The 25,190-nt window shown below is 73.3% G+C and carries 14 protein-coding genes; 6 read left to right on the top strand and 8 right to left on the bottom strand.

Annotated elements, in window-relative coordinates:
- Positions 1–55: 55 nt before the first annotated feature.
- Positions 56–2,920, top strand: coding sequence for a hypothetical protein (locus tag ACFFIA_RS34200; RefSeq protein ID WP_377259223.1), 2,865 nt, complete (start codon positions 56–58; stop codon positions 2,918–2,920).
- A 579-nt stretch (positions 2,921–3,499) separates the two neighbouring features.
- Here the strand turns inward: ACFFIA_RS34200 and ACFFIA_RS34205 are convergent.
- The 8 genes from ACFFIA_RS34205 to ACFFIA_RS34240 form a co-directional block, all read right to left on the bottom strand.
- Entirely contained in the window at positions 3,500–6,991 is a 3,492-nt protein-coding gene (locus tag ACFFIA_RS34205) for an SCO7613 C-terminal domain-containing membrane protein (protein WP_377259492.1), read from the bottom strand.
- Between the two features lie 131 nt (positions 6,992–7,122).
- A complete protein-coding gene (locus ACFFIA_RS34210) occupies positions 7,123–8,028 on the bottom strand; it encodes a lysophospholipid acyltransferase family protein (RefSeq protein WP_377259226.1) in 906 nt (301 codons plus the stop codon).
- A gap of 22 nt (positions 8,029–8,050) precedes the next feature.
- Positions 8,051–9,601, bottom strand: a complete 1,551-nt coding sequence (gene larAH / locus ACFFIA_RS34215) for an NPN-dependent hydroxyacid isomerase, LarAH14/15/16 family (protein WP_377259229.1) — start codon at positions 9,599–9,601, stop codon at positions 8,051–8,053.
- Between the two features lie 108 nt (positions 9,602–9,709).
- Positions 9,710–10,903: a zinc-dependent alcohol dehydrogenase gene (locus ACFFIA_RS34220; protein WP_377259232.1), complete on the bottom strand. Its 1,194-nt coding sequence runs from the start codon at positions 10,901–10,903 to the stop codon at positions 9,710–9,712.
- A 70-nt stretch (positions 10,904–10,973) separates the two neighbouring features.
- Positions 10,974–13,313, bottom strand: a complete 2,340-nt coding sequence (locus ACFFIA_RS34225; protein WP_377259235.1) for an HAD-IB family hydrolase — start codon at positions 13,311–13,313, stop codon at positions 10,974–10,976.
- Positions 13,310–14,116 carry a hypothetical protein gene (locus tag ACFFIA_RS34230; RefSeq protein ID WP_377259238.1) on the bottom strand — a complete coding sequence of 269 codons (807 nt, stop codon included), beginning with the start codon at positions 14,114–14,116 and terminating at the stop codon, positions 13,310–13,312. The genes ACFFIA_RS34225 and ACFFIA_RS34230 overlap by 4 nt, the downstream gene beginning before the upstream one ends.
- A 21-nt stretch (positions 14,117–14,137) precedes the next feature.
- Positions 14,138–14,752, bottom strand: a complete 615-nt coding sequence (locus ACFFIA_RS34235) for a TetR/AcrR family transcriptional regulator (protein ID WP_377259241.1) — start codon at positions 14,750–14,752, stop codon at positions 14,138–14,140.
- A 222-nt stretch (positions 14,753–14,974) separates the two neighbouring features.
- On the bottom strand, positions 14,975–15,871 hold the full coding sequence (locus ACFFIA_RS34240; RefSeq protein WP_377259244.1) for a DUF559 domain-containing protein: 897 nt from the start codon (positions 15,869–15,871) through the stop codon (positions 14,975–14,977).
- A 407-nt stretch (positions 15,872–16,278) separates the two neighbouring features.
- Between ACFFIA_RS34240 and ACFFIA_RS34245 the strand changes: the two genes are divergently transcribed.
- From ACFFIA_RS34245 to ACFFIA_RS34265, 5 genes are all read left to right on the top strand, one after another.
- Positions 16,279–17,541 carry a glycosyltransferase family 4 protein gene (locus ACFFIA_RS34245; protein WP_377259495.1) on the top strand — a complete coding sequence of 421 codons (1,263 nt, stop codon included), beginning with the start codon at positions 16,279–16,281 and terminating at the stop codon, positions 17,539–17,541.
- Complete coding sequence (gene glgB, locus ACFFIA_RS34250) at positions 17,541–19,385, top strand: 1,4-alpha-glucan branching protein GlgB (RefSeq protein ID WP_377259247.1); 1,845 nt, start codon at positions 17,541–17,543, stop codon at positions 19,383–19,385. The genes ACFFIA_RS34245 and glgB overlap by 1 nt, the downstream gene beginning before the upstream one ends.
- Positions 19,386–19,487: 102 nt before the next feature.
- Positions 19,488–21,209 (top strand): malto-oligosyltrehalose trehalohydrolase, encoded by a 1,722-nt coding sequence (treZ, locus tag ACFFIA_RS34255; protein ID WP_377259250.1) that lies wholly within the window; start codon positions 19,488–19,490, stop codon positions 21,207–21,209.
- Between the two features lie 103 nt (positions 21,210–21,312).
- A complete protein-coding gene (locus ACFFIA_RS34260; RefSeq protein WP_377259253.1) occupies positions 21,313–24,225 on the top strand; it encodes a putative glycosyltransferase family protein in 2,913 nt (970 codons plus the stop codon).
- Positions 24,226–24,266: 41 nt separating this feature from the next.
- Positions 24,267–25,178, top strand: a complete 912-nt coding sequence (locus ACFFIA_RS34265) for a glycosyltransferase family 2 protein (RefSeq protein WP_377259256.1) — start codon at positions 24,267–24,269, stop codon at positions 25,176–25,178.
- Positions 25,179–25,190: the final 12 nt, after the last annotated feature.

Genomic DNA, 25,190 nt, shown 5'->3' on the forward strand with positions numbered 1-25,190 from the left:
CCGCGGGCCGCGCGTGTGTGATCCATGAGCCGGCCGTGGTACGGTCCCCGGCCAGATGAGCACCGCGATCACCTCCGCCGATGCGGCCACCGACCGCACGACGCGCCCGCCGGCCAAGGGGCCGCGCTGGCCGCGCCGGCTGCCCGACCCGCTCGTCTGCGCGGTGGTGGTGGCAATCGCCGCGTTCGCGGTGCTCGGCATCGGCTCGCCGCTCTGGGGCCGCACCGCGCTGGTCGAGACCGGCCTGCTCAACCACGTCAGCCCCTACAACGACGGGCAGCTGCGGGACATCGGCCAGCAGACGCTCGATCTCGGTGACACCGTCGACGGCGCGATCCCCAACGCGTGGCTCTTCGGCGAGGCGGTACGCGACGGCGAGTACCCGTCGTGGAACCCGTACGTGCTCGGCGGCACCCCGCTCGGCGGTACGCCCAACCAGGGGCTCAACTCGCCGGTGGCGCTGCCGTTCTGGTTCCTGCCGGCGTGGCTGGCGCCCGCGTTCGTCAAGCTGCTGGAGATCCTCGTCGCGGTCGGCGGGGCGTACCTCTTCCTCCGGCTGCTGCGGCTCGGCCGGGCGGCGGCGCTGCTGGGCGGCCTCGCGTACGCCACCAGCGCCTTCATGGTGGTCTGGACCAACTGGCCGCAGTCCCGGGTCGCCGCGTTCATCCCGGCGCTCTTCTGGGCGTTCGAACGCCTGGTGCGGCATCCCCGCGCCCGCGAGCTGGCGCTGCTCGCGCTGGTGGTGGCGGCGCTGCTGCTCGGCGGCTTCCCGGCGGTCACCGGTTACGCGGTGCTCACCGGCGCGGCCTACCTGACCGTGCGCGCCTTCGCCGAGCACGGGCCGGCGATGCGCCGGATCAGCGCCACGATGGTCGCCGGCGCCGGAGGCGTGCTCGCCGGGGTCGCGCTCGTGGCCGCGCAGCTGCTGCCGTGGACCAGCGTGATGTCGACGGTGCTGGTGCGCGGCCGGGAGCAGACGCCCGACCTGCACATCCCGCCGGAGCTGCTGCTCACCACGATCGCGCCGTACGCCTTCGGCACCGTCGACCCGGCCAGCCCGCCGACTTACTACCACGTGCGGATCTTCCTGGAGGAGGTCTCGTACGTCGGCGCGGCCGTGCTGGTGCTCGCCATCGCCGCGATCGCGCTCGCCCGCCCGGCCCGCGCGCTGCTGCCCCGGGCCACGTGGGCCTTCTTCGTCGCCGCGACGCTCTTCTGGGGCGTGGTGGCCTTCGCCGGCGGCCCGCCCCTGTGGCTGCTCCAGAGGCTGCCGTACCTCTTCTCCGACAACTCGGTCGAACGGGTCCGCAGCGTGCTCGGCTTCCTCGTCGCGGTGCTCGCGGCGGCCGGCTTCGAACTGCTGGTGCGCCACCGCCGTTCCGCCCCCGCCCGCGCCGGCCGGATCTACGCGGCCGCGGTGTGGGCGGCGGTCGCGGCTGGTGGCGTGGCGGTCTACCTGCTCGGCCGGGGCGTCGCCACCGCCGACGCGGGTCGCGCCGCCGACCGCCTGGCCCAGCTCGACGCCGAGGTGCTGCTGGGGCTGGCGTTCGCCGTGGTCACGCTCGGCTGCGCCGCCGCGCTGTGGTGGGGGCCGCGCCGGCCGGCGCTCCGCGTGGTGATCGCCGCGGCGATCCCGATGCTCGTCGCGGTCCAGGCGCTCGTTTGGGTACGGCCGTACTACCCGCGCACCGAGCGGGAGAACTTCTACCCGGTGACCGACGTGCACACGTACCTGGCCGGGCACCTGGGACACGAGCGGTGGTTCGGCAGCAACAACGCGCTCTTCGGTGGCATCCACATGCAGTACAAGCTGCGCGCGCTGCACGGGCACTCCTTTGTGGACAGACGCTTCGCCGAGCTGCTGGAGGCGATGCCCGGCCAGCAGTTCAGCCCGCCGCCCAAGCCGGCCACCTACCTGCGCACCGAGCCGCTCGACGGAGAGCCGCCCACCAGCCCCATCCTCGACCGGGTGAGCGTCAGCCACTACGTGACCCCGCCCGAGCGCGTGCCGTACGGGCCGCGGCGGGTCGACGAGGGCGACGGGGGCACCGTGTCGCTGCGCCCCGGGCAGACGGTGACCGTGCCGGTGCCGGGCGGCGGCCCGCTGCGCGCCCTCGGCGTCACACCGGTCGCCGAGGGGATCACACCGACCCGCCGTACCAGAATCGACGTGGTGGTCCGTGGTGCGGACGAGGCCGTTGTCGCGGAGGCCGGCCGCTATGACCGCGGCATCACCGCGGGAAGGCCCTTCTTCGTGCCGCTCGCGGCCGAAGCCGCGCGTGGCCCGCTCACCGCGGAGATCACGGTGCGCGACGGCCCGGCGCTGGAGGTCGCCGCGCGCGGGGGAGCGCCGGCACTCTCCGTCGTGGGCACGGCGGACGACGGCCTCCGCCTCGTCTTCGACGACTCGTCCGTGATCTACGAACGGACCCGGGCGCTGCCGCGCGTGCGGTGGGCCGCGCACGCCACCGTCGAGCCCTCCGGTGAACGCCGCCTGGCCCGCCTCGCCGCCGGCACCGTCGCCCCGGACGAGGTGCTGCTCGACCGGGCCGGTCCGGCGGCGGACGGCGCGCCGGCGCGGGTGCGGTGGGTCGCGGACGGCTTCGACGACATGGAGGTCGCGGTCGAGGCGCGGGGCGCCGGCTACCTGGTGCTGGCCGACGCGATCCAGCCCACGTGGCGGGTCACCGTCGACGGCGCGGCGGCCGAGCTGGTCCGCGCCGACCACGGGCTGGCCGCGGTGGCGGTGCCGGCGGGGACGCACACGGTCCGGTTCACGTACGCGCCGCGCGGCCAGGCCCTCGGCCGCTGGGTCACGCTCGCGACCGCCGCGCTGCTGCTGGCGGCGGTGGTGGGCGAGGCGTGGTGGCGGCGCCGGCGGCGGCGGGCACTGGTCCCGGCGCCCCGGTCCGCTCCCTGACCGGCGTTCCGGCCGTAGCCGGACTCCACGGCGAGCCGCCGCACGCCCGGGACGGGAGCGCGTCGGTGTCGGGCTGGGCTTGCTTTGCTTTCCCAGAGGGAACGGCTCCGCGTCCGGTTGGCGGACGCCCAGGTGTTCCCTGGAGGGGGGAACCCGTGCATGGCGAGAAGTTGACCCTCTGGAGCCTGTTGCAGAATCGCCAAATTCGAGCGAGGCGAGGGTCGCCTTGACCCTCGCTGGCCGCCGTTCGGCGGCCAGCGGCCGACACAGCCGTGTTTTTCTCAACACGTTCCGCGATCAGGCCATTTTTGCAACAGGCTCTCTGGGGTCAAGAAGTCGCCGCGGACGCGCAGCGCCCGTCCGTCTCCGCGCGGCGGTGCCCGCTGCCGGCGACGGCGGCGGTCGAGGCCGCGGCCCGCGAAGGAGGCGACCGCCGGAGCCCGATCCGCTTCGAGAGGCGCCGGAGTCTTGGGGCCCTGCCAAGATCTCGACAATTTCCCTGATGTTGCTGCCTCCGGCCGGGGACGAGGCAGCAACATCAGGGAAATTGCTGTTACGTGCCGCTGGTGGGGGCGTGGCTCAGGTCATGCGGGCGAGCGCCCCGCGGAGCCGCCGCAGGTCGCGGAGCCGCCGCTCGTACGTCATCGCGACCCCGATCAGCAGCAGGCCGCCCACCGCGAGGTACGCCCAGCGGGGCAGCACGTCCCACACGAGGATCTCGTGGATCGCGACCACGACGAGCGTCACGCCGCCGACGATGAGCGGGGCCTGGCGCCGCTGGCGGGCGCCGACCAGCACGACGGCGAGCGCGCCGGCGCCGAGCAGCAGCCGGCGCGTTCCCTGCCCGTCGGCGGCGAGGATCGAGGCGAGGCTGGGCAGCAGCGCGACCGCGAGGCCCGACCCGTAGCCGACCCAGCTGCCGATCCCCGGCCGTGCCCGCAGCGCGAGGTGGCCGGCGACGAGGGCCAGGAGGGCGGCCGGCAGCGTGTACGCCTCGGGGACCGCGACCCGCTCCTCGGCGAGCAGCAGCCACCACGCGAGCACGACGCTCGCCCCGGCGACCAGGGCGAGCGTGCGCCGGGCGGTCTCGCGGGGCGCGACGGCCCGCACGGCGAGGGCGGCGGCCCACAGCGTGCAGACCGCGGCGGCGTGCCGGGCGTCGGTGATGGTCAGCAGCAGCGCGACGACCGCGGTGGCGTGGGCGGCGGCGTCGAGCGCGACCCGTTCGCCGCGCCGGCCCGACCCCCGCGCCCCCTCGGCCACCGGCGCGGCAGCGGCACCGGGGAAGGGCGCGCCCCGCGCCACGCCGGCCGCCGGTGCGCCGCCCTCGGCGGCGCCGGCTCCCAAAACAACGCCCTCAGCGGCAGCGGTCCCCGGACGAAGGCGGAGGAGCGCGGAGAGCGCGAGTGCCAGCGCGGCTACGCCGAGCACCGGATACGCGGCGCGTCCCAGCGGCAGCCCGGCCGCGAGGGTCGACGCCACGCCGAGCCAGCCGCCCGCGCCCGCCGCGACCAGCCAGCCGGCGGTGCGGGCGCCGGCGTGCCGGGCCGCGGCGCCCACGGTCGCACCGGCGACGACGACCAGGCCCAGGCCGGCGAGCGTGGACGCCTCCGTCGGCAGCAGGCCGGCGAGGCCCGCGGCGGCGGCGAGGATGCCGGCGACCACGGCGAGGGGGCGGGCGCCGCGCAGGGCGTACACCAGGGTCAGTGCCGTGCCCAGCGCGAGCGAGGCGGCCGGGACGGTGGGCCAGGGCGCCTCGGCGGCGGCGAGGAGCGCGACCACGCCGACCAGCCCGGCGAGCGTGGTGGCGACGCGCTGCCCGACCACGGCGAACGCCACCGCGACGAGGAGGACGGCGGCCGCGCTGCCCCCCGGTACGCCGAGGTCGGCCCCCGGGTCGTGCCCCACGCCGTCCGGCGTGCCGGACCAGGTGTCGCCGAGCCACGCGTACGGCGCGAGGAAGAGCACGTACGCCAGCGGCACCACCACCACGAGCAGGGCCAGCCCGTGCGGCAGCGTGGCGATGCCCAGCGGGAGGCGGCCGGCGGGGCGCGCCAGCCGGTACGCGACCGCCAGCACCACCAGCCCCAGCGCCGGGTAGAGCCCAGTCGGATCGCCAGAATCGGCCAGGTCCGGCCAGAGGGTGGCGACGGTGGTGGCCGCGGCGAGGGCGGCGAGCGCGTACCCCCGCGTGGCCCGCCCGGCGAGGAGGGCGACCGGAACCAGCAGCGGCGCGGCGGCGGCGAGGCCGGTCCGGGCCGGCCACGGTTGCGGCGCGCCGGCCGCGAATACCGCGCACGCGGCGGCGGCCGGCCAGGCGGTGAGCCCCACCGCGAACGTGACCCGCCGCACGACCCCCTCCGCGCCGCCCGCGTGGGCCGCCGCGCCGGTGAGGACGAGCGCGCCGAGCGCGGCCGTGGCCGCCCACGGGTCGACGAGGCTCACGGCCACCGCGTGGGTCGCGAGCACGGCGGCGGCGATGCCGGCGGCCACCGGTACGAAGCGGGACACCACCAGCGCGAGCGCGGCCACGACCGCCAGCTCCAGCGGCACCTGCGTCCACCACGGGGCCGGCAGCCCGAGCAGGGCCACCGCCCCGCCGGCCACGCCCACCGCCCACCGGGCGCGGGCCGGGAGGGCGAGCGCGAGCGCCGCGGTGGCGAGGGCCACCGCCACCGGTACCTGCCAGTCGAACGGCGCTCCGGTGCCCGAGCCGCCCCGCCACACCGGCAGCGAGGCGGCGAAGCTGCCGACCGCGTTCGCGGCGGCCATCACGAGGGTGAACGGAGTCAGCAGCGCGACCGCCGCGATCCCGCCGATCCACACGCCGAGCGCCTCCGGCTGCGGGCGGGAGCGCACGAGGTGGGCGCCGACCACGAGCGCGAGCACGGTGACCGCGGCGAGGACGAGGAGCAGCGAGGGGGTGGTCTGCGCGAGGGGACGTACGACGGCGCTCCCCACCGCCACCGTGGCCACCGCCGCCGCCACCGTCCGAAGTGGACGCGACCCGGCGACCAGCCCGGCGGCGACCAGCGTCCCGGCGGCGAGCAGCGCCGGCCCGCCGGCCAGTGCCGGCCAGTCCACGCGTCCCGGCGTGAGGAGCGCGGCGAGCGCGACGACGGCGGCGAGCCCCTGCGCGCAGCCGTACAGTGCCCACGCGGTCACGCGCAGCCCGCCGGTGGTGAGGCGTACCGCGGCCAGGCTCGCCACCGCCGACACGGTGAACGCCACCGACCAGCCCCGCACGCCCGCCCCCAGCTCGCCGGCGAGCAGCGGCACCACCGGCTGCACCGCCACGAGCGCGGCGAAGCGGGGAGCGGCGAGGCCGGTGGCGAGGCCGTACGCGACGCCGATCGCCCCGGTCACCGCGCACACGCCGGCCGCGTAGGCGGGGCCGGGGACGTCGCCGAGGCCGAAGAGGTTGACGTACCAGGCGGCGTATCCGTCGAGCACCACCAGCAGCATCGCGAGCGCCGCGAACGTCTCGGCCGTGCCGCGCAGCCCGCGCCACACGGCCAGCGGGGGTACGGCGAGCGCGAGCAGCGTCACCGCCCCCAGACCCAGCGAGCGGCCGACCGCGCCGTAGGTGGCCCAGGCGACGCCGGCGAAGACGATCGCCGCCGCCCCGACGAGCAGACCACCGAGTACGAAGAGGAGGTTCTGCACGGTGGCGGAGCGTGCCTCGGGTCCCGGCCCGGCCGGCGCGCCCGGCCCGCCCGGCCCGCGCGGCCCCGGCACGACCGGCTGTCCCGGCGTGGCCGGCGGTGACGGCGGGGCGGCCGGTCCGGGCTGGCCGGGCGCGAAGGGCGGCTGCCCCACGATCGGGCCGCGGGTCGCGAAGACCGCCTGCCGGACGCGGACCGCCAGGTCGTCGCGGCGTCGCTGGGTCTCGCCGAAGCGGGCCGCCAGCGCCGCGAACGCCCGCCGCGCCTCCTCGACCTTCGGCGCCAGGGCCGCCAGCTCCGCGTTGAGACGCACCACCTCGGCGGCCTGGGGGTCGGGCGCCCGGCCGCAGGCGCGGCAGCCGGTGTCGAGGTCGGCCGGCGCGCCACACGCCGGGCAGGGGTACATGATCACAGGAGCATCGTGCCAGCGCAGCGCCACTCCAGACCGCCACGCTCCCGCACGGCGGTCACATCACACACGAAGCCGCGCGACGACGGCGCCCGCCCAGCGCTTTCGAGCTGGGCGGGCGGTGGGAGCTATTCGTCCCAGGTGGGTCTCGGGGCGCGGCTGCCCAGCGGCCGGGTCGACTCCCAGGTGCGGCGCCACGAGCCGGCCGGGAACTGCTTGCCGGTCGGGAGCGCCAGCTCGCCCTTGGCCTGGGCGCGCAGCGAGCCGTACCAGCCCAGCTCCTCCTCGGCCCAGAGCTGGGAGATCGAGCTGGCCATGCGGCCGTTGAAGGCGCGCGCGCCCTCGCCCGCCTGGGGGTGCAGCGGCATGCCGTAGCGGACGACCACGCGGGCGCGGCCGGGCACGGGCCAGTTGCGGCCGCGGGGCATGGCGGCGTAGGTGCCGCGCAGGCCGATCGGCACCATCGGTACGCCCTGGGTGACGCAGAGGTGGGCGGCGCCGAGCCGGAGCGGGGACATCCAGCCGTCTTCGCTGCGCGTGCCCTCGGGGAAGAGCAGCAGGCTCCAGCCGCGCGCCAGGAGCAGCGGCGCGAGGCTGCGCAGGCGCCGCGAGCGGTGGCGTTCGACCGGGAACGCGTTGAACACCAGCGCCGTCACCACCGCGCGGATGCGAGCGTCGAAGAAGTAGTCGGCGGCGGCGCCCACCGCGACCCGCTCGCCCAGGTGACGCGGGAGCGAGCCGAGGATCAGCGGCGTGTCCAGGTGGCTGCTGTGGTTGGCCACGAAGACCACCGGGCCCTTGAGGCCGGCCAGGCGGTCGGCGCCCTGGACCTCCGGGCGGGTCTGGCTCCAGGTCAGCGGGGTGAGCACGCCCCGCTGGATGGCCCGCCGTGCGGCCTGCGCCGCCTGCGTGCGCGCCCAGCCGGTGGGGAACTCGCGGGGCGGCTCCGGCGGCTCGTGCGCGACCGCCGAGCGGGGCGTCCGGGAACGCCCGCGCCAGTCGCGCCCGCCGGTGAGGCTCCGGATGTCCTTCATCAGACCCACGAGGAGGACCCCCTCACCGTACGTCCGCCATCGTCAGCGGCGGGGCGTGCAGGTAGTTGATCGTCGGCGAGCCGCCCACGCGCTCGCGGGCCATCTCCAGCGCGTCGTCCAGTGTGGACGCCGAGCGGAAGCCCATGCGCGCGGTGGTCTTGCGGTCGCCGCCGACGAAGATGACGTCGCCGAGGTGCTCCAGCGCGTGCGCGCCCCAGTACCACATGTAGAGCGGGTGCACGCCGTGGTAGGCGTAGCTGTTGCGGTACAGGTGGATGTACCACGGGTCGGTGGCGAACTGCTCCTCGAACTTGGTCTCGATCGCCACCGGGTCGGTGGTCTCGGCGAGCACCTCTTCGAAGAAGTCGATGTAGCTGGGGTGGTGCACCGGATGGAACTCGTTGCGCACCGGGTGGTAGTAGATCGCCACGCCGCCGGGGCGGACGATCGGCTGGTTGCGGTACAGGTTGAAGAAGTAGCCGAGCCCGAGCGACATCACCAGGATCGGGTTCATGATGGAGTTGACGTTGTAGGGGCAGATGTACGGCAGGCCCCAGATGCCGATGTCCGCCGGACCGTCCACTTCGGTCAGTTGCTGGCGGAGCACGTTGCGCATCGTGACCTCGTGCACCTGGATCGGGTCGCCCGCGGTGACCGAGGTGATGCCGTACGGCGAGGCGGTCTTGTGCCAGATCTGCCGGCGGCGCTTGGGCGGGGCGAGGTCGTTGGCCCGCTTGACCGCCAGGTAGGCCGCCTGGTCCTTGAGCGTCCACTCCCATTCGCGCTTGTTGAGGAAGCCGAGCTGCGTGGGGAACGTGTCGTTGTTGACCGTCGTCTCGATCTGGAAGATCTTGAGGTTGTCGCCGAGCAGCCCGGCCATGCGGTCGTACGAGTGGTGCATGGCGGAGTTGGGCGGGTCGTTGAACGAGCGCGAGTGCCGCAGCGTGTGCACGTTGTGGTGGTGCTTGAGGCTGCGGTACGACGCGAGCCCGACCGACACCGACTTCGGGCCGCCGCTCATGGCGGTGAGCGAGATGTTGACGTACACGATGAGGTCGCTCTCGGCCGCGCGGCGGTTGATCTCGACGACCTCGCCGTGCTTGGTGTGGCCGATCTCGGTGAGGTTGGCCTTGTCCTCGGCGTCGTGGTTGCGCAGGTGGCGGGGGAAGAAGGAGCGGTAGACCCGCTCGCCGACCGTGCGCTTGAGCTCGGCGGGCGTCATGCGGCGGTGCAACGCGTTGCCGGCGATCAGCTCGACGTCGTCGACGCCCTTGGCCGCGGCCAGCTCCAGCACCTGCTCGATCACCCGCTGGCGGATGTCGGGCGTGCGCATCGGCGGCAGCGGGATCGACAGGTCGTCGAAGACGATCGTCAGCTTCATGCCGGCGAAGAGCAGCTCGCGCAGCGGCTCGCGGCCCAGCGGGTTGTCGAGCGCGCGGCGGATCTCGCCGTCGACGTCGCGCAGACCGGGCAGCGACTCCGGCGGGTAGATCACCCGGCTGCCCAGCGGCAGCTTCTCCAGGCGGAACCCCTCGCCCTCGTGCATCAGCAGGGCGGGCGTCCGTTCGTCCACCTCTAGAACAAACCCTGGCCGGCTCACGCTGACTCCTCACTAGCTTGCGGCCGCGGGGCTCCTGGCCTACTGGTTTTGATGGTTCGCTCGCTCACGGATGGGGTCCCCTTATTGGTCCTTGGTCGGGTCGAACGCCACCTTGATCGAGCCCAGCCGCCCCGAGGAGCTGGCGTGGCCGATCGCGTCCCGCCACCGGGACAGCGGGTAGACGGCGTCGACGTAGCCGGTCAGCGGCGCGGACTTCGCGAGCGCCATCGCGTCCGCGAAGTCGTGGCCGCCCGAGGCGTACGCCCCGACGATGTTGAGCTCTCGGAACCAGGCCGGCGTGAGGTCGACGCTGGCGTTGGGCATACCCGACAACAGCACGGTACCGCCGGCGCGGACGACCCGCAGCGCGGTGTCCAAACCGGACCCGGACGTGCAGTCGAAGGCGATGTCGGTGCCGCCGAGCAGAAACTCCGCCCCCTGCTCGGGCCGGGCGAGGAAGCCGCCGGTCGCCCGCCGCAGCGCGCGCGCCGCCCGGTCGGAGGAGAGCACCTCGGTCGCGCCCATCTCACGGGCCCGCTCGCGCTGGTGGCCGTACCGGGCGATCACGTAGATCGGACCGGCCTTTGTGTACTCCCGCAGCGCGAGCGTGGTGAAGAGCCCCACCGTGCCCGCCCCGACGACCAGCACGCTCGCGCCGTCCGGGATCGGGACGCGGCGCACCGAGTGGACCGCGCAGGCCAGCGGCTCCACGAGTACGGCACGCTCGTTGTCCAGCCCGTCCGGCACCTTGTGCAACTGGCTGCCGTGGGCCACGAACATCCGGCTCCAGCCGCCGCCGGTGTCGGCGCAGAAGCCGGTCTGGAGGGCCGACGAGACCCGCCCCGAGGTGATGTGGTCGCAGCGGCTGTGTTCGTCGGCCGCGCAGCCGGGGCAGAGCTTCACGTCCCGGGGGAGGCAGCCGAGCACCGGGTCGAGCACCACGCGACTGCCCTTGGGCAGGTCGGGGAGCGGGTCCAGCGTCTCGCCCACCACCTCGTGTCCGGGGGTGAAGGGCAACGAGATCAGAGCGCTGAGGTACGGCGAGTTGCGCCCGGTCAGCAGCCCCAGGTCGGAGCCGCAGATGCCGGAGAGCAGCGGCTTGACCCTGGTCCAGCCCGGCCCCGGCAGGCGCGGCTCGGGGCGGTTGACCAGCCGCACCGGCGACATGTTCGCCGCCCACCAGCCCGCCGCCCGGCCGGTCGCGATGGTGCCGGTCGCGGTGCGCGCCGTGATGTACCGGATCGGCGATCGGTGGTACTCCAGATTCAGGTTCATGCGTTCTCCGCCGTCCGGTCGCCGTCCGCGCCCCTGTTGCCGAGCCTGATGGTGCCCTCGCCTCGCTCGGTCACGGGACCGTCTCCAGGAAGACGTCGCCGGCCGGCAGGGTGTACGCCTTCCACTGCGCCACGGCCCAGCGGCGCGACTTGGCGTGGCGGTACAGGTGTGGGTCGGGGTTGACCGCCACCGGATGCCCGACCGCCTCCAGCAGCGGCCGGTCCGAGTAGCTGTCGCCGTACGCGTAGCTGGCCGGCAGGTCGGCGCCGGAGGTCTCCGCGTAGCGCCGCAGCCACGCCGCCCGCGCCTCGCCGACCAGCGGGGGCGCCTCGAGGAAGCCGGAGTAGCGCCCGTCGCGCATGTGCAGCCGGCTCGCCACCACCTCGTCGAAGAGGCCGGCGATCGGCTGGACGAGCACGTCGACCGTACCGGTGATGAGGATCGTGCGGTGCCCGGCCGCGCGGTGCTTGCGTACCTGGCGGATCGCCTCCGGATGCGAGCGGCGCAGCAGCGCGTCGCCGAGCCGGTCGTGGACGATGCGGGCGAGCCCGGCCTCGTCGGCGCCCGCGTACCGCCGCATGAACGTGCGCAGGAACTCGCCCCGGTCGCGCCGCTCGGCCGCCATGTAGCGGGGGAGCTTGCGGACCAGGTCGGCGATCTCGCCGGCCCAACTGGAGCGGGGCAGGTCGCAGAGGCGGGCCAGCAGGTACGTCTCGATCACGTTGGACGCGACCAGCGTCCCCTCCAGGTCGAAGATCGCCACCACGTCACCACCGTTGGGTGACTGCCGGAGCGCCGGCAGCGCGTTGCTGCTGGTGCGCCGTCCGCTGGTCGCCTTGCGCATGGTGGCGGTGATCGCGGGGTAGTGCACCTCCTGGAGGTAGTGGTACCAGTCGATGCTGGCCGCGTCGAAGCCGTGGTCGTCGACCCGCTCGGCGGGCAGCGACCGGTGCAGCGCGAGCAGCTTCGAGTCGGTGTAGATGACCTCGGCCTCGGTGTAGACGCCGTACAGGTCGGCGTACTTGCGCAGGAAGTCGAGCTGGTCCTGCTGCCGGGTCAGGTCGTCCTGCCACCGCCGCGTGCGCTTGTTGGCCGGCGCCGCGAGCAGTGCCTTCTGCGCCACCGACAGCACGCGCTCGCCGGTGCGCAGTTGCCGCTCGACCCGCCGCGCGCCGGGGAACGTCCACTCCGGCACCTTGATCTGCCCGCGCCCACCGTCGGGCATGGGGTGGTCGGTGAAGTACTCCTTCACGCTGTCGTACATCGCCCGGAACGTGAGTGGGTTACGGGCGCCGGAGCCGACGTGGTAGTAGGCCGGCTCGTCGACCGGCGGGGGAGCGGCGGCGACCGCGAGCGTCGCGTTGACCACGATGTCGACCGGGATCACGTCGAGCACGCCGTCGGGCAGGCCGGGGAACTCCGGCAGGATGCCCCGCCCGAACGCGAGGATAAGCGGGTCGGCCATCTTGAAGCCGTCGATCCAGCCGGGGAACGGATGGCGCAGCGAGCTCTCCACGATCGCCGGGCGCACCACCGACAGCGGCATCACGCCGGTCAGCATCTGCTCGGCCACGCGCTCGCCCAGCGCCTTGGTGAAGGTGTAGACGTCCGGCCAGCCGACGCTCTGCGCGCGCAGCCGCCCGTACTCGACGAGCTGTTTCTCGACCCACTCGACCCGCCGCTCCTCGGCGGCGTTCGCGGTGCTCTGCGGCCCGGACTTGCCGTGGTCCTTTCGGGCGTCGGCGATCGCCCGCTTGAGCACCGCGGGACGGCGCGAGTCCCACTCCACGCTCTCCCGCGCCGCGCGGGCCGAGGACAGCTCGATCCGCCAGTCCGCGTCGTGGTCCAGCGACCGCTCGGGTACGACGCCCTTGCGCGCGCCCGCCACGTAGGCGGTGGAGACGTGCACGATGTGCGGCGTGGCGCCGGACGCCTTGACCGCCTCGTAGAGGTCGATCACGCCCTGCACGTTGGTGCGGAAGGCGTCGTCGATCGGCGGGTCGAACGAGACCGTGGAGGCGGCGTGGATCACCGCGTCGATGTCGGCGGGCAGGCTCACGTCGGTGTTGCCCAGCTCGGCGTCGACCACGCTGACCCGCTCGGCGACGATCGCCGCCACGGCCTCCGCGCCGACCGACTCCCGCCACTTGGCGAAGATCGGGCGCTTGAGCAGCGTGTTGAGCCGGTCGGTCCCGGACGAGCTGCCCCGTCGCCGGATCAGCAGCGTCACCCGCGTCTCCGGATAGCTCGACAGCACCTTCTCCAGCAGCGCCTGCCCCAGGAACCCCGTGCCCCCGGTGAGCAGAACGTGTTTCCCACGCAGATGCCCGCTCTGGGCCTGCCACGCTTCGTCGCTCGGCGCTTGTCCGCCGTCGTGGTCCGGGCCCGTAGCCTCGCGACTCCCGCTCATGCTGTGGCGACCTGGACGCCGAACGCCCGCACCGCCTTGGAGACCAAGCTCAGCCCCTGCTGGCCGGGCAGCTTGTCGACCTTCTGGTCGAGCATCTGCACCATCTTGTTGCCCCCTTCGCCGCCGAGCAGGTGGTTGAGGACGAACCGCGTCTCGGCCTTCGGCGTGATCGTCGAGCCGACCGGGGCCCAGAACCTGCGCAGCGCGAACCGGGTGATCCGCTGTGCCTTCCGGCTCCGCGCCAGCCGCTCCCGGGCCTCGGACATGTAGAACGCCAAGTGTCGGCTCTCCTGTTGCTGGATGCGCTGCAAAATCGTGGTCAGCGTCGCATGCTGTTCAAGCTCGATCAACCTGCCGTACGCCGCGTGCGCCGACCACTCGTTGACCGCGCCCCACGTCATGTGCGTGGCGATGAAGTCCTCGCCGAGCACGGCCGCGGTGAGGCACTGGCTGATCGGCGCGATCACGTTGCCGCGAAAGCCCTGCGCGAGCCGCACCGAGCGGTGCCGGGGCAGCCCGTTGACCTCGGCGTGCACCGCGAGGACCCGGTCGATGACGTCACCGTGCCAGAACTCCTCGAAGTTCCACATCGTCAGGAACGCGGTGATCCGCGGGTTCTGGTGCGACGGGGTGACCAGCAGGTCGCGCAGGTAGCAGACCGTGTGCGTCTCCACGTCGGTCATGTAGTGCAGGCAGCGCAGCGCCTCGGCGGAGAGCGGCTGGTCGCGGAAGTCGTCGAAGTCGATGTCGTCGACCTTCACTGCCTGGGCGGTCTGTTTGTAGTGGTCGAGGTTGAAGGACATGTGGGCCGGCCTCCGAGGGACTCAAGTTACGGCGCGCAGGTAAAGCTCGACGACCTGGTCGAGCCGCTTGCGATTCGGAACGAGGACGTTGCCCGGACGGGCCAGCCCGTCGAGAAAGACGAAGGTCATCATCGGGCCGATGAAGAGGCGGGTCGCGAGGTCGAGGTCGACATCACGGATCACGCCCGCGGCGCGGGCCCGGTCGAGCACGGCCTCGACGCGGGCGAGGAAGCGGGCCGGCACGGTCTCCCGCCAGATCGCGAGCAGCCCCGGGGTGGTGGCCATCTCCGCGATGAAGATGCGGAAGAGGGCGAGGTAGTCGTCGCTCATGAGGTGGCTGGTCATCACCCAGGCGACCTCGGAGAGCACCTCGCGCAGGTGCTCGCGGTCGGTCACCGTGCGGTCGGCCAGCAGGGGCGCCCGCTCGTCGAGGGAGGCGACGATGCCGCCGAGCACGTCGACGAGCAGGTCTTCCTTGCTGCGGAAGTAGACGTAGAGCGTCTGCTTCGACACCCCGGCGCGGGCCGCGATGTGGTCCATGCTCGTGCCGGAGAAGCCGGACTCGAGGAACGCGGCGAGCGCGCCCTGGCGGATCTGCTCACGCTTGGCCTGGGCACGTCGCGAGTCGAGCTCCACGACACCCCCTCGCCCCCGCGGCGGTCGACCGGCCGGTCAAACCAAACTGTTCAGTTTGATTCGGAGTGTGATGCTGCCACGCCCTCCCACAGACATCAAGAGCGACCCCTGTCACAACAGTCGCTCCGGTCCCGCGCGCTCGCCGAGGGCGAGACAGCAAAATCCCTGACTTTGCTGCTTCGAGCGCACTCGGAGACAGCAAAGTCAGGGATTTTGTGTGGATCATGAGCGCGCGCGGCGGCGGAGCGCTGCCCGCAATTCGGCGACCACGCCGTCGAAGTCGTCACGCAGGCGTTTCGCGGTGACGTGCAGGACCAGCCAGTCGGCGCCCAGCAGGCGGTTGAGGCGTTGGCGGTCGCGGTGGATCTGGTCCTCGGCGGCGTGCCACAGGCCGTCGTACTCGACCGCCACCTTCTGCTCGGGCCAGGCGAGGTCGACGCGGGCCAGGAACCGTCCGTCGCGCTCGATGACGTACTGCGTGACCGGCGCCGGCACGCCCGCCAGCACGAGTCGTACCCGCAGTCGGCTCTCCTGCGGCGACTCGGCGCCCGGATCGGCGAGAGTGGCTGCCCGCAGCAGCCGCCGCCAGCCGCGATGCCCTCGGCGGTGCCTGGCGTACGCCTCCAGGTCGGTCACCGTCACCAACCCACGCCGGATCAGCAGGTCGACGATGACCACGGCCTCGACCAGATCCAGCCACTGGGCGAGATCCCAGCAGGTACGGGCCGGCGTGGTCGCCCGTACGCCCGCGAGATCACGCACGTCGCCGTCGAGAAGGTCGGCAGCGTGTACGTCGAGGCCGCCGAACGGGCCGAAGCGGACCCCACGCGGGACCACGACCTGTACCGGTTCGTCGGTCGTGGCGGTGCTCGCGCCGTAGATGGCGGCCGCCGACCTCCCCGCGACCGCGCCGGTGGCCGGGAGCAGGTACCAGCAGACCGCGAGGCACCGGTGCCGATGGTCGATCGTGAGTGAGGCGTCCGCGTAGACGCCTCGGAACAGCGGCCGCCAGGCGGCGCTGCGCAGTTCGGCGGGGGTCAACAGCTTCCCGCGAAGGGCGGTGCGGGCCAGGAAGATCTTGCCGGCCAACTCGGCCGGGCGCCGGGGAGGTCTGGGCATCCACTCAGGATCGCCCGCGGTCCGGCGGGCGCGCCGCCCCGTGCCCGGTGACGTCTCCGTGACGCGGGGCAGTGGCGTGCGACACGCCGTGGCCTGCGCGGACGCGGCACGGCGTGTCGTCGCTCACCTTTACACGTCCTCGGAATGCGGGCGAAACACGGATGGCTTTTCCTAGACGTGGTCAATCGGCCACGACTTTCACGCACTGCCGTCACAGGCGCCGGCTGGCGTAGCCACGTGCCCAATTCGCGTTTAAGGAGAAGAGTGTGACCCTGCGGGTCGACCCCACCGACGGCGCCTACCGTCCCTCCCCGACAGTTCCCACCCTTCAGCAGGCCCGGAACGATACCTTCCCGCAGACCCCGACCCACCGCGGCAGCGCACCCGACGGGCGCCGCCGGATCCTGATGCTCTCCTGGGAGTACCCGCCCGTCCTCGTTGGTGGCCTGGGTCGGCACGTGCACCACCTCTCCACCTCGCTGGCCGCCGCCGGTCACGAGGTCACCGTCGTCACCCGGCACGCGCCCGGCGCGCCGCTGGAGGAGTACGCCGAGGGCGTGCGGATCGTCCGCGCTCCCGAGGACCCGCCCGTGTTCCCGCTGGCCACGCCCTCGCTGCTGGCGTGGACGATGGCGTTCAACCACACGCTGACCCGGGCCGCCCTGCGCGCCACCGAGTCCGGCGAGTACGACGTGATCCACGCCCACGACTGGCTGGTCACGCACACCGCGATCACGCTCAAGGAGCACCTGGACCTGCCGCTCGTGGCGACCATCCACGCCACCGAGGCGGGCCGGCACCAGGGCTGGCTCCCCGACGAGATGAACAAGGCCATCCACTCCGTGGAGTGGTGGCTGGGCCGGGAGGCGGCCCGCGTCGTGGTCTGCTCGGAGTACATGAAGTGGGAGGTCAACCGCCTCTTCGACCTCCCCACCGAGCGGCTCGACGTGGTGGCCAACGGCGTGGAGACCGACCGCTGGCAGGTGCCTGCGGACGCGGTCGCCAACGCGCGCCGGCGGTTCGCCGGTGAGGGCCCGCTGCTCACCTTCGCCGGTCGCCTGGTGTACGAGAAGGGCGTGCAGGACCTCATCGCCAGCCTGCCCAAGCTGCGCGACCGCCACCCCGGCCTGCGCCTGGTGATCGCCGGCGACGGCCCCTACAAGCCGGAGCTGGAGGCGGACATCCACCGCCTCGGCCTGAGCCAGACGGTCACGTTCCCCGGCTTCCTCGGCGGCACCGACCTGCCCGCCGTGATCGCCGCGTCGGACTGCTTCACGGTGCCGAGCATCTACGAGCCGTTCGGCATGGTGGCGCTGGAGGGCGCCGCCGCGGGCGCGCCGCTCGCGGTCGCCTCGACCGGCGGGCTCGCCGAGTTCGTCACGCCCGGCATCAACGGCATGACGTTTCCGGCCAAGGACCCGGACGCGCTCGCCGACGCGGTGGGCACGCTCCTGGCCGACGCCGACCAGGCCCGTACGATGGCCGACCGCGCCCGCGCGATGGTTCACGAGCGCTACGGCTGGGCCTCGATCGCGGCACGCACCGCGGCCGTCTACTCCGCGGCCATCGCGCAGGCGCCGGCGTTCAACGCGGCGCAGGCCGAGGCCCGCATGGCGCAGGGGCGCCCGGCGATCAACATCCGCGAGGGCAACCTCTTGGCGGTCGCCTGATGCTGAGTACCCTCTCCCGGATCAGCGACTTCGATCTCTTCCTCATCGGCCAGGGCCGGCACGAGCGGCTCTGGGAGGTGCTCGGCGCGCACGTGGAGGGCGCCGGCACGCGGTTCGCGGTCTGGGCGCCGAACGCCCGCGAGGTCCAGGTGGTCGGCGACTTCACCGGCTGGGAGGGCGTGCCGCTGGAGCGGCTCGGCCTGGGCGGCGTGTGGTCCGGCTTCGTCGACGGCGCCGCGGCCGGCCACCGGTACAAGTACCGGATCCACGGCGCCGACGGGCGGTGGGTCGACAAGGCCGACCCGCTCGCCCGGGCCACCGAGGCGCCGCCGCGCACCGCGTCGGTGATCGAGCAATCCGCCTACGAGTGGGGCGACGCCTCCTGGGTCGCCGCCCGGCGCTCGGACCACCACGCCCGGCCCATGTCGGTGTACGAGGTGCACCTCGGCTCCTGGCGCCCCGGACTCTCCTATGTGGAGCTGGCCGACCAGCTCGTGGAGTACGTGACCGACCTCGGCTTCACGCACGTCGAGCTGCTGCCGGTCGCCGAGCATCCGTACGGCGGCTCGTGGGGCTACCAGGTGACCGGCTACTACGCGCCGACGGCCCGGTTCGGGACGCCGGACGAGTTTCGCCACCTGGTCGACCGCCTGCACCAGGCCGGTGTCGGCGTACTGCTCGACTGGGTACCGGCGCACTTCCCGAAGGACGAGTGGGCGCTGGCCCGCTTCGACGGCACCTGCCTGTACGAGCATCCCGACCCGCGGCGGGGCGAGCATCCCGACTGGGGCTCGCTGGTGTTCGACTACGGCCGGTGGGAGGTGCGCAACTTCCTCGTCGCCAACGCGCTGTACTGGCTGGAGGAGTTTCACATCGACGGGCTGCGGGTCGACGCGGTCGCCTCGATGCTCTACCTCGACTACTCGCGCGGCTACGGGCAGTGGGAGCCCAACGCGTACGGCGGTCGCGAGCACCTGGAGGCGATCGACTTTCTCCGCGAGCTGAACGCGACGGTGTACCGCAATCACCCCGGCGTGGTGATGATCGCCGAGGAGTCGACCGCGTGGCCCGGCGTCTCCCGCCCGGTCGACTGGGGCGGGCTCGGCTTCGGCCTGAAGTGGAACATGGGCTGGATGCACGACACGCTCGGCTACGTGAGCCGCGACCCGGTGCACCGCTCGTACCACCACGACGAGCTGACCTGGCCCGGCGCGTACGCCTTCGACGAGCAGTTCCTGCTGCCGATCAGCCACGACGAGGTCGTGCACGGCAAGGGCTCGCTGGTCGGAAAGATGCCGGGCGACCGGTGGCAGAAGCTGGCCGGGCTGCGCGGCTTCCTGGCGTACATGTGGGCGTTTCCCGGCAAGCAGTTGCTCTTCATGGGCTGCGAGCTGGCCGACGACCGGGAGTGGAGCGAGGCTCGCGGGCTGGACTGGTCGCTGACCGGCGAGGGCACGCCCGCGCTGCTGCGCGACCTCAACCGGGTCTACCGGGAGTCGCCGGCGCTGTGGGCGCGGGACACCGACCCGGCCGGGTTCGGCTGGATGCGGTACGACGACCGGGCCGCCAACGTGGTGTCGTTCCTGCGGCACGCCGACGGGGAGACGCTGGCCTGCGTGGTCAACTTCTCCGGCGTACCGCGGATCGGCCACCGGGTCGGGCTGCCCGAGAGCGGCGCGTGGGAAGAGGTCGTCAACACCGACGCGCGCGTGTACGGCGGCTCCGGCGTGGGCAACTTCGGCGTGGTCGAGGCGGGCGGTGCGCCCGCGGACGGCCAGCGGCACTCGGCGGAGGTGCACGTGGGCCCGTACGCCGCGGTGTGGCTCCGCCGCCGCGCGGCGTAACTGCCCGCGGCGTAGCGGGGCGTGGCGAACACGCGCCACGCCGTGGATCAACCCTCGGGCTAAATCGGGATAAAAACGCGCGCACCGGGCAGGATAAGGACCATGGCCGAGCTTGCCGTGTGGGCGCCGGAACGGTCCCGCGTGCGCGCCCGCCTGGACGGCGGGCGGGAGGTCGACCTCACCCGGGGCGAGGACGGTTGGTGGCGGGCGACGGCGCCCACCACCGACTACGCGTTCCTCCTCGACGACGAGGACGAGCCCCTGCCCGACCCGCGCTCGCGCTGGCAGCCGCACGGCGTGCACGGGCCCAGCCGCGTGTACGACCACTCCGCCTTCCCTTGGACCGACGGCGGCTGGACCGGCCGCGCCCTGCCCGGCAGCGTGCTGTACGAGTTGCACGTCGGCACGTTCACCCCGGAGGGGACGTTCGACGCGGCGGTGACCCGCCTGGACCACCTGGTCGACCTCGGCGTGACGACGGTCGAGCTGCTCCCGGTGAACGCGTTCAACGGCGAGTACAACTGGGGGTACGACGGGGTCTGCTGGTACGCGCCGCACGAGGCGTACGGCGGGCCGGACGGGCTCAAGCGCCTGGTCGACGCCTGCCACGCGCGGGGGCTCGGCGTGCTGGTCGACGCGGTCTACAACCACTTCGGCCCCTCCGGCGCGTACGCCCCGCGCTTCGCCCCCTACCTCGCCGAGGGCACCAACACCTGGGGGCGCTCGCTCAACCTGGACGGCCCGCTCTCCGGCGGCGTGCGGCGGTACGTGATCGACAGCGCGCTCATGTGGCTGCGCGACTACCACGCCGACGGGCTGCGGCTGGACGCGGTGCACGCGCTGGTCGACCACCGGGCCGTACACCTGCTGGAGGAGCTGGCCGCGGAGGTGGACGCCCTCGCCACGCACCTCGGCCGCCCGCTCACGCTGATCGCCGAGTCGGACCTGAACGACCCGCGCCTTGTCACGCCCCGCGAGGCCGGCGGGTACGGCCTGCACGCGCAGTGGGACGACGACGCGCACCACGCGCTGCACACGCTGCTGACCGGGGAGCGGCAGGGCTACTACGCCGACTTCGGCGGGACCGACTGCCTGGCCGCGGTGCTGGAGGGGGCCTTCTTCCACGCCGGCACCTGGTCCAGCTTCCGCCAGCGCACGCACGGGCGGCCGGTCGACCGGGAGCGCACGCCGGGGCACCGCTTCGTGGCGTACCTCCAGAACCACGACCAGATCGGAAACCGGGCGACCGGTGACCGGATCAGCGAGGCGCTCAGCCCCGGGCTGCTGCGCGTCGGCGCGGTACTGCTCTTCACCTCGCCGTTCACGCCGATGCTCTTCATGGGCGAGGAGTGGGGCGCACGTACCCCCTGGCAGTTCTTCACCAGCCACCCCGAGCCGGAGCTGGCCGAGGCGGTGGCGGAGGGGCGGCGCCGGGAGTTCGCCGGCCACGGGTGGGGAGGTGGCGAGGTGCCCGACCCGCAGGACCCGATGACGTTCGCCCGCTCCCACCTCGACTGGGCCGAGCTGGAGAAGCCCGCCCACCGCGAGCTGTACGACTTCCACCGCGCGCTGATCGCTCTGCGCCGGGCCCACCCCGACCTCGCCGACCCGCGGCTCGACCGGGTCGACGCGCGGCCGGGGGACCGGTCGCTGGTCGTGCGGCGCGGCACCGCGGCCGTCGCCGCCAACCTCGCGCCGCATCCCCAGCGGCTCGCCCTTCCGGCCTCCGCCCGCTCCATCCTGCTGGTCACCGACCCCGGTGTACGAGTGGAGGGCGAGGTCGTGGACCTGCCGGCGGAATCGGCCGCGGTCGTAGGGATCTGACCGGGGGGAGCGGGGCATCCCCTCGACGGGTCGCACCGGTATCCTCCTACGGTCCTCACGAGCGCACCGGGCACCTCGTGGAGGAGTCATACGGAAGAGGGCGATGACAACACAGCACTCCACGCTGCCGTCCGCGCCGGCCACGCCCGCCGCGGAGGGTGGCGGGCCGACACCTGGGCGGGCTCCGGCGCGCCGGTGGTGGCGGCCCGACCTGCTCACGACGGTCGGGGTGCTGGCATTCGTGCTCTTCGCGCTCGGCACGGTCGGCTCGCCGTTGTGGGGCGGCTCGGTGCTCGCCGGCACCGACGAGCTGGGGCTGCGCAGCCCGTACGCGGACACCGGCTTCGCCGGCATCCAGGTGCAGAACAGCTTCATGGACGACACGACAAACGCCGTGATTCCGGACACACTGCTCTTCTCTGGGCGGTTGAAGGACGGGGAGATCGCGGCGTGGAACCCGTACGTGGTCGGCGGCGTGCCGCTCGGCGCGATCCCGACGCTCGGCCTCGCCAATCCGCTCACACTGCCGTACTACCTGCTGCCCGACTCGCTCGCGCCCGGCTACGTCAAGCTCCTGGAGACCCTGTTCTGCGGGGTCATGATGTTCCTGTTCCTGCGGCGCCTGCGGCTGGGTCGCCCGGCGGCGGTGCTCGGCGGGCTGGTCTTCGCGAGCAGCGCGTTCATGATCATGTGGACCAACTGGCCGCACACGCGCACCGCCGCGTTCATCCCGGCCGTGTTCTGGGCGGCCGAGCGATTCGTGCAGGAGCGGCGGGTCCGCGACGCCGCCCTGATCAGCCTCGCGGTCGGCGGCATGCTCGCCGGCGGCTTCCCAGCGGTCACCGCGTTCACGCTCTTCACCGCCGCGCCCTACCTGCTGGTCCGGGCCTTCGCCACGTACCCCGGCCAGGTTCGCCGCATCACGGGGGTGGTCGCCGGCGCGGCCGGGGGACTTGTCGGCGCGCTCGCGCTGGTCGCGTTCCAGCTGCTGCCGTTCACCTCGGTGATGTCACAGGTGCTCATCGCCGGCCGGGAGCAGGAGTCCAACGAGCACCTCTCGGCCGCCAGCCTGATCACCACGCTCGCGCCGTGGGCGCTCGGCACGGTCAAGCCGTCCAGCCCGCCCGCCTGGTACCTCCCGGTCAACCTCGTCGAGTCGATGTCCTACATCGGCGCCGCCGGGCTCGTGCTGATCGTGGTCGCGGTCGCCACGCCGTGGGCCGCGCGGGCGTTCCTGCCCCGGGCCACCTGGACGTTCCTGGTCGTCGCGCTCGGCGTGTGGCTCGTGGTCCTCTACTCCGGTCCGGGCGCCAGCCTCGCCCACCACCTGCCGGTCTTCTCCTCCAACTTCGTTGGCCGCGCGCGCAGCGTCGTGTGGCTGCTGATCGCCGCCCTCGCGGCCGTCGGCCTGGAGATCATCCTGCGCCGCCGGCGGGAGGCCACCGCCGTCGAGGGCAACCGCCGCCGTCGCATCGGGTACGCCGTCGGCGTCTGGGCCGCGGTCGGTCTCGCCGGTCTGGTGATCTTCCGCGAGGCGCGGCACGCCGCATACGTCGCGCCAGGCGGGTCGGCGCAGCGGGTCGAGCGGCTACGGCAGCTCAACGAAGAGGTGCTGATCGGCCTCGGCTTCCTCGCGCTCGCCGCCGCCGCGGTCGCGCTCGTGTGGTGGTCGGGCGGGCGGAGCGAGCCGCTGTGGGGCCGGCTGCGGGTCGGCGCCGCCGCCACACTGCCCGTGCTCGCCGCGGTCCAGGCGCTCACGCTCACCGTGCCCTACCTGCCCCGGGTCGAGAAGGAGACGTTCTTCCCGGTCACCGCGACCCACCAGTACCTCCTGGACAACATCGGCCACGAGCGCTTCGCCGGCACCACGCGGGCCATGATGATCGGCTCCGACTCCAAGCTCCAGCTCCGCGCGCTCGGCGGGCACCAGTTCGTCAACCAGCGCTTCGCCGAGCTGGTCCAGGGCGTGCCGACCCGGCAGTTCGCCTCGCCGACCTGGCTCGACCTGCCCGCGCTGCCCGAGGTGGCGACCAGCCCGGTGCTCGACCGGCTCGGCGTCCGCTACTTCGTCGCCAGCCCCGCCGCGATGGTCTTCGGCGACCGCCTGCCGGGGGCGGAGGGCGGCACGCCGGTCCCGCTCACGGCCCCGGCGCGGCTCACCACCGAGGGGCCGCTGCGCGCGGTGACGATCACCCCGGTGGGCCCGCTGCCCTGGCGTTCGCCGCAGGCGACGATCGACGTGGTGCTGCGGGACACCGAGGGGCGCGAGGTCGGGCACTCCAGGCGGCTCGCCAGCGGCCTCGCCGAGGGCAAACCGTTCGACCTCCCGGTGGCGTCCGAGCAGGTCCCGGTGGGCAGCCCGCTGACGCTCGACTTCACGACGAGCGGGTTCGCCGGTCAGCTCACCGTCGCCGGGAGCGACGGGCAGGTCGCGCTCGGCTCGGTCACCGCCAAGACCGACGGGCTGCGCCTGGTCGAGTCGGTGCCGGCGGTCATCTACGAGCGGCGGGAGGCCGCGCCGCGGATCCGCTGGGCCAGCGAGGCGATCGTCGAGCCCGACGGGGTGGCCCGCGTGGAGCAGTTGTCGAGCGGCGCGCTCCGTCCTGAGCAGGTCGTGCTCGACACGCCCGGGCCGGCGGCCGACGGAGCACCGGCCGACCTCCGGATCGACGAAGACGGCACCGACGCGATCGAGGTGTCGGTCTCCGCGCGCGGTGCCGGATACCTGGTCATAGCGGACGCGATCCAGGGCCAGTTCAAGGCCACCGTCGACGGCCACGCGGCCGATCTTGTGCCCGCCGACCACGGCCTCGCCGCCGTCGCAGTACCCGCCGGGGAGCACGTGGTGCGCGTCGAATATGCCGCACCATACGATAATCTCGGCGGCTGGGTCTCTATGCTCATGGTCATCGCCCTCATCGCAGTGGTGCTGGCCGGACGCGTTCGGGACCGCCGCCGTTCCGCATCCGAGGGCATCGGCGCCGCACGCCGGGGCCAGATTGTGACAAGTCGATGATTATCGAGCAGACGGTACGGACCGCCGAGGGACGCCCCAGCATGGCACCAAAGCCACCAGAGCCCGCGACGCTCGACGTGACGATCGTTCTGCCCTGCTACAACGAGCAGACCCACGTCGTGGAGGAGATCGAGCGCATCACGAAGGCGATGGACTCGAGCGGGTTCAGCTACGAGTTGCTCGTGATCGACGACAAGTCCACCGACAGCACGCTCGCCGTGCTCCGCGAGGCCGAGCCCCGCTTCCCGCACATGCGGCTGATGGCGTTCCAGCGCAACGGCGGCTCCGGCACCGCCCGCCGCATCGGCTCCCAGGAGGCGCGCGGCGGCATCGTGGTCTGGACCGACGCCGACATGTCCTACCCCAACGAGCGGATCCCCGAGTTCGTCGCCTACCTGCGCGACAACGAGCACGTCGACCAGGTCGTCGGCGCGCGCACCACCGAGCAGGGCAGCCACAAGGCGCTGCGCGTGCCGGCCAAGTGGGCCATCCGCAAGGTCGCCGAGGTGCTCGCCGGCACGAAGATCCCCGACCTCAACTCGGGGCTGCGCGCCTTCCGCAAGTCGGTGTCGCTGCCCTACCTGCGGCTGCTGCCCCCCGGCTTCTCCTGCGTCACCACGATCACGCTGGCCTTCCTCTCCAACCAGCACCAGGTCGACTACCTGCCGATCGAATACTCCAAGCGCTCCGGCACGAGCAAGTTCCACTTCGTGCGCGACGCCTACCGGTACATCCTCCAGGTGCTGCGCATGGTCGTGTACTTCAACCCGATCAAGGTGCTGATGCCGCTCGCGCTCTTCCTCTTCGGACTGGGCGCGGTCAAGGCGATCGTCGACATCTTCCAGTACTACTTCCGCATCACCACCAACGCGATGCTGCTCATCGTCACCGGGCTCATCATCGCCGCGGTGGCGTTGCTGGCCGACCTCATCGTCCGCTCCCGCGCCGACTGAGCGGGGCCACGT

Source organism: Phytohabitans kaempferiae, from assembly GCF_042433955.1.
In the GTDB taxonomy this organism is placed as follows: domain Bacteria; phylum Actinomycetota; class Actinomycetes; order Mycobacteriales; family Micromonosporaceae; genus Phytohabitans; species Phytohabitans kaempferiae.

Excerpts from the sequence above, each read along its gene's own strand:
- ACFFIA_RS34200 (WP_377259223.1), top strand. The coding sequence starts at position 56 with ATGAGCACCGCGATCACCTCCGCCGATGCGGCCACCGACCGCACGACG.
- ACFFIA_RS34210 (WP_377259226.1), bottom strand. The coding sequence starts at position 8,028 with ATGAAGGACATCCGGAGCCTCACCGGCGGGCGCGACTGGCGCGGGCGT.
- ACFFIA_RS34265 (WP_377259256.1), top strand. The coding sequence starts at position 24,267 with ATGGCACCAAAGCCACCAGAGCCCGCGACGCTCGACGTGACGATCGTT.
- ACFFIA_RS34205 (WP_377259492.1), bottom strand. The coding sequence starts at position 6,991 with ATGTACCCCTGCCCGGCGTGTGGCGCGCCGGCCGACCTCGACACCGGC.
- ACFFIA_RS34220 (WP_377259232.1), bottom strand. The coding sequence starts at position 10,903 with ATGAACCTGAATCTGGAGTACCACCGATCGCCGATCCGGTACATCACG.
- treZ (WP_377259250.1), top strand. The coding sequence starts at position 19,488 with ATGGCCGAGCTTGCCGTGTGGGCGCCGGAACGGTCCCGCGTGCGCGCC.
- ACFFIA_RS34260 (WP_377259253.1), top strand. The coding sequence starts at position 21,313 with ATGACAACACAGCACTCCACGCTGCCGTCCGCGCCGGCCACGCCCGCC.
- ACFFIA_RS34225 (WP_377259235.1), bottom strand. The coding sequence starts at position 13,313 with ATGAGCGGGAGTCGCGAGGCTACGGGCCCGGACCACGACGGCGGACAA.
- ACFFIA_RS34230 (WP_377259238.1), bottom strand. The coding sequence starts at position 14,116 with ATGTCCTTCAACCTCGACCACTACAAACAGACCGCCCAGGCAGTGAAG.
- ACFFIA_RS34245 (WP_377259495.1), top strand. The coding sequence starts at position 16,279 with ATGCTCTCCTGGGAGTACCCGCCCGTCCTCGTTGGTGGCCTGGGTCGG.
- ACFFIA_RS34240 (WP_377259244.1), bottom strand. The coding sequence starts at position 15,871 with ATGCCCAGACCTCCCCGGCGCCCGGCCGAGTTGGCCGGCAAGATCTTC.
- glgB (WP_377259247.1), top strand. The coding sequence starts at position 17,541 with ATGCTGAGTACCCTCTCCCGGATCAGCGACTTCGATCTCTTCCTCATC.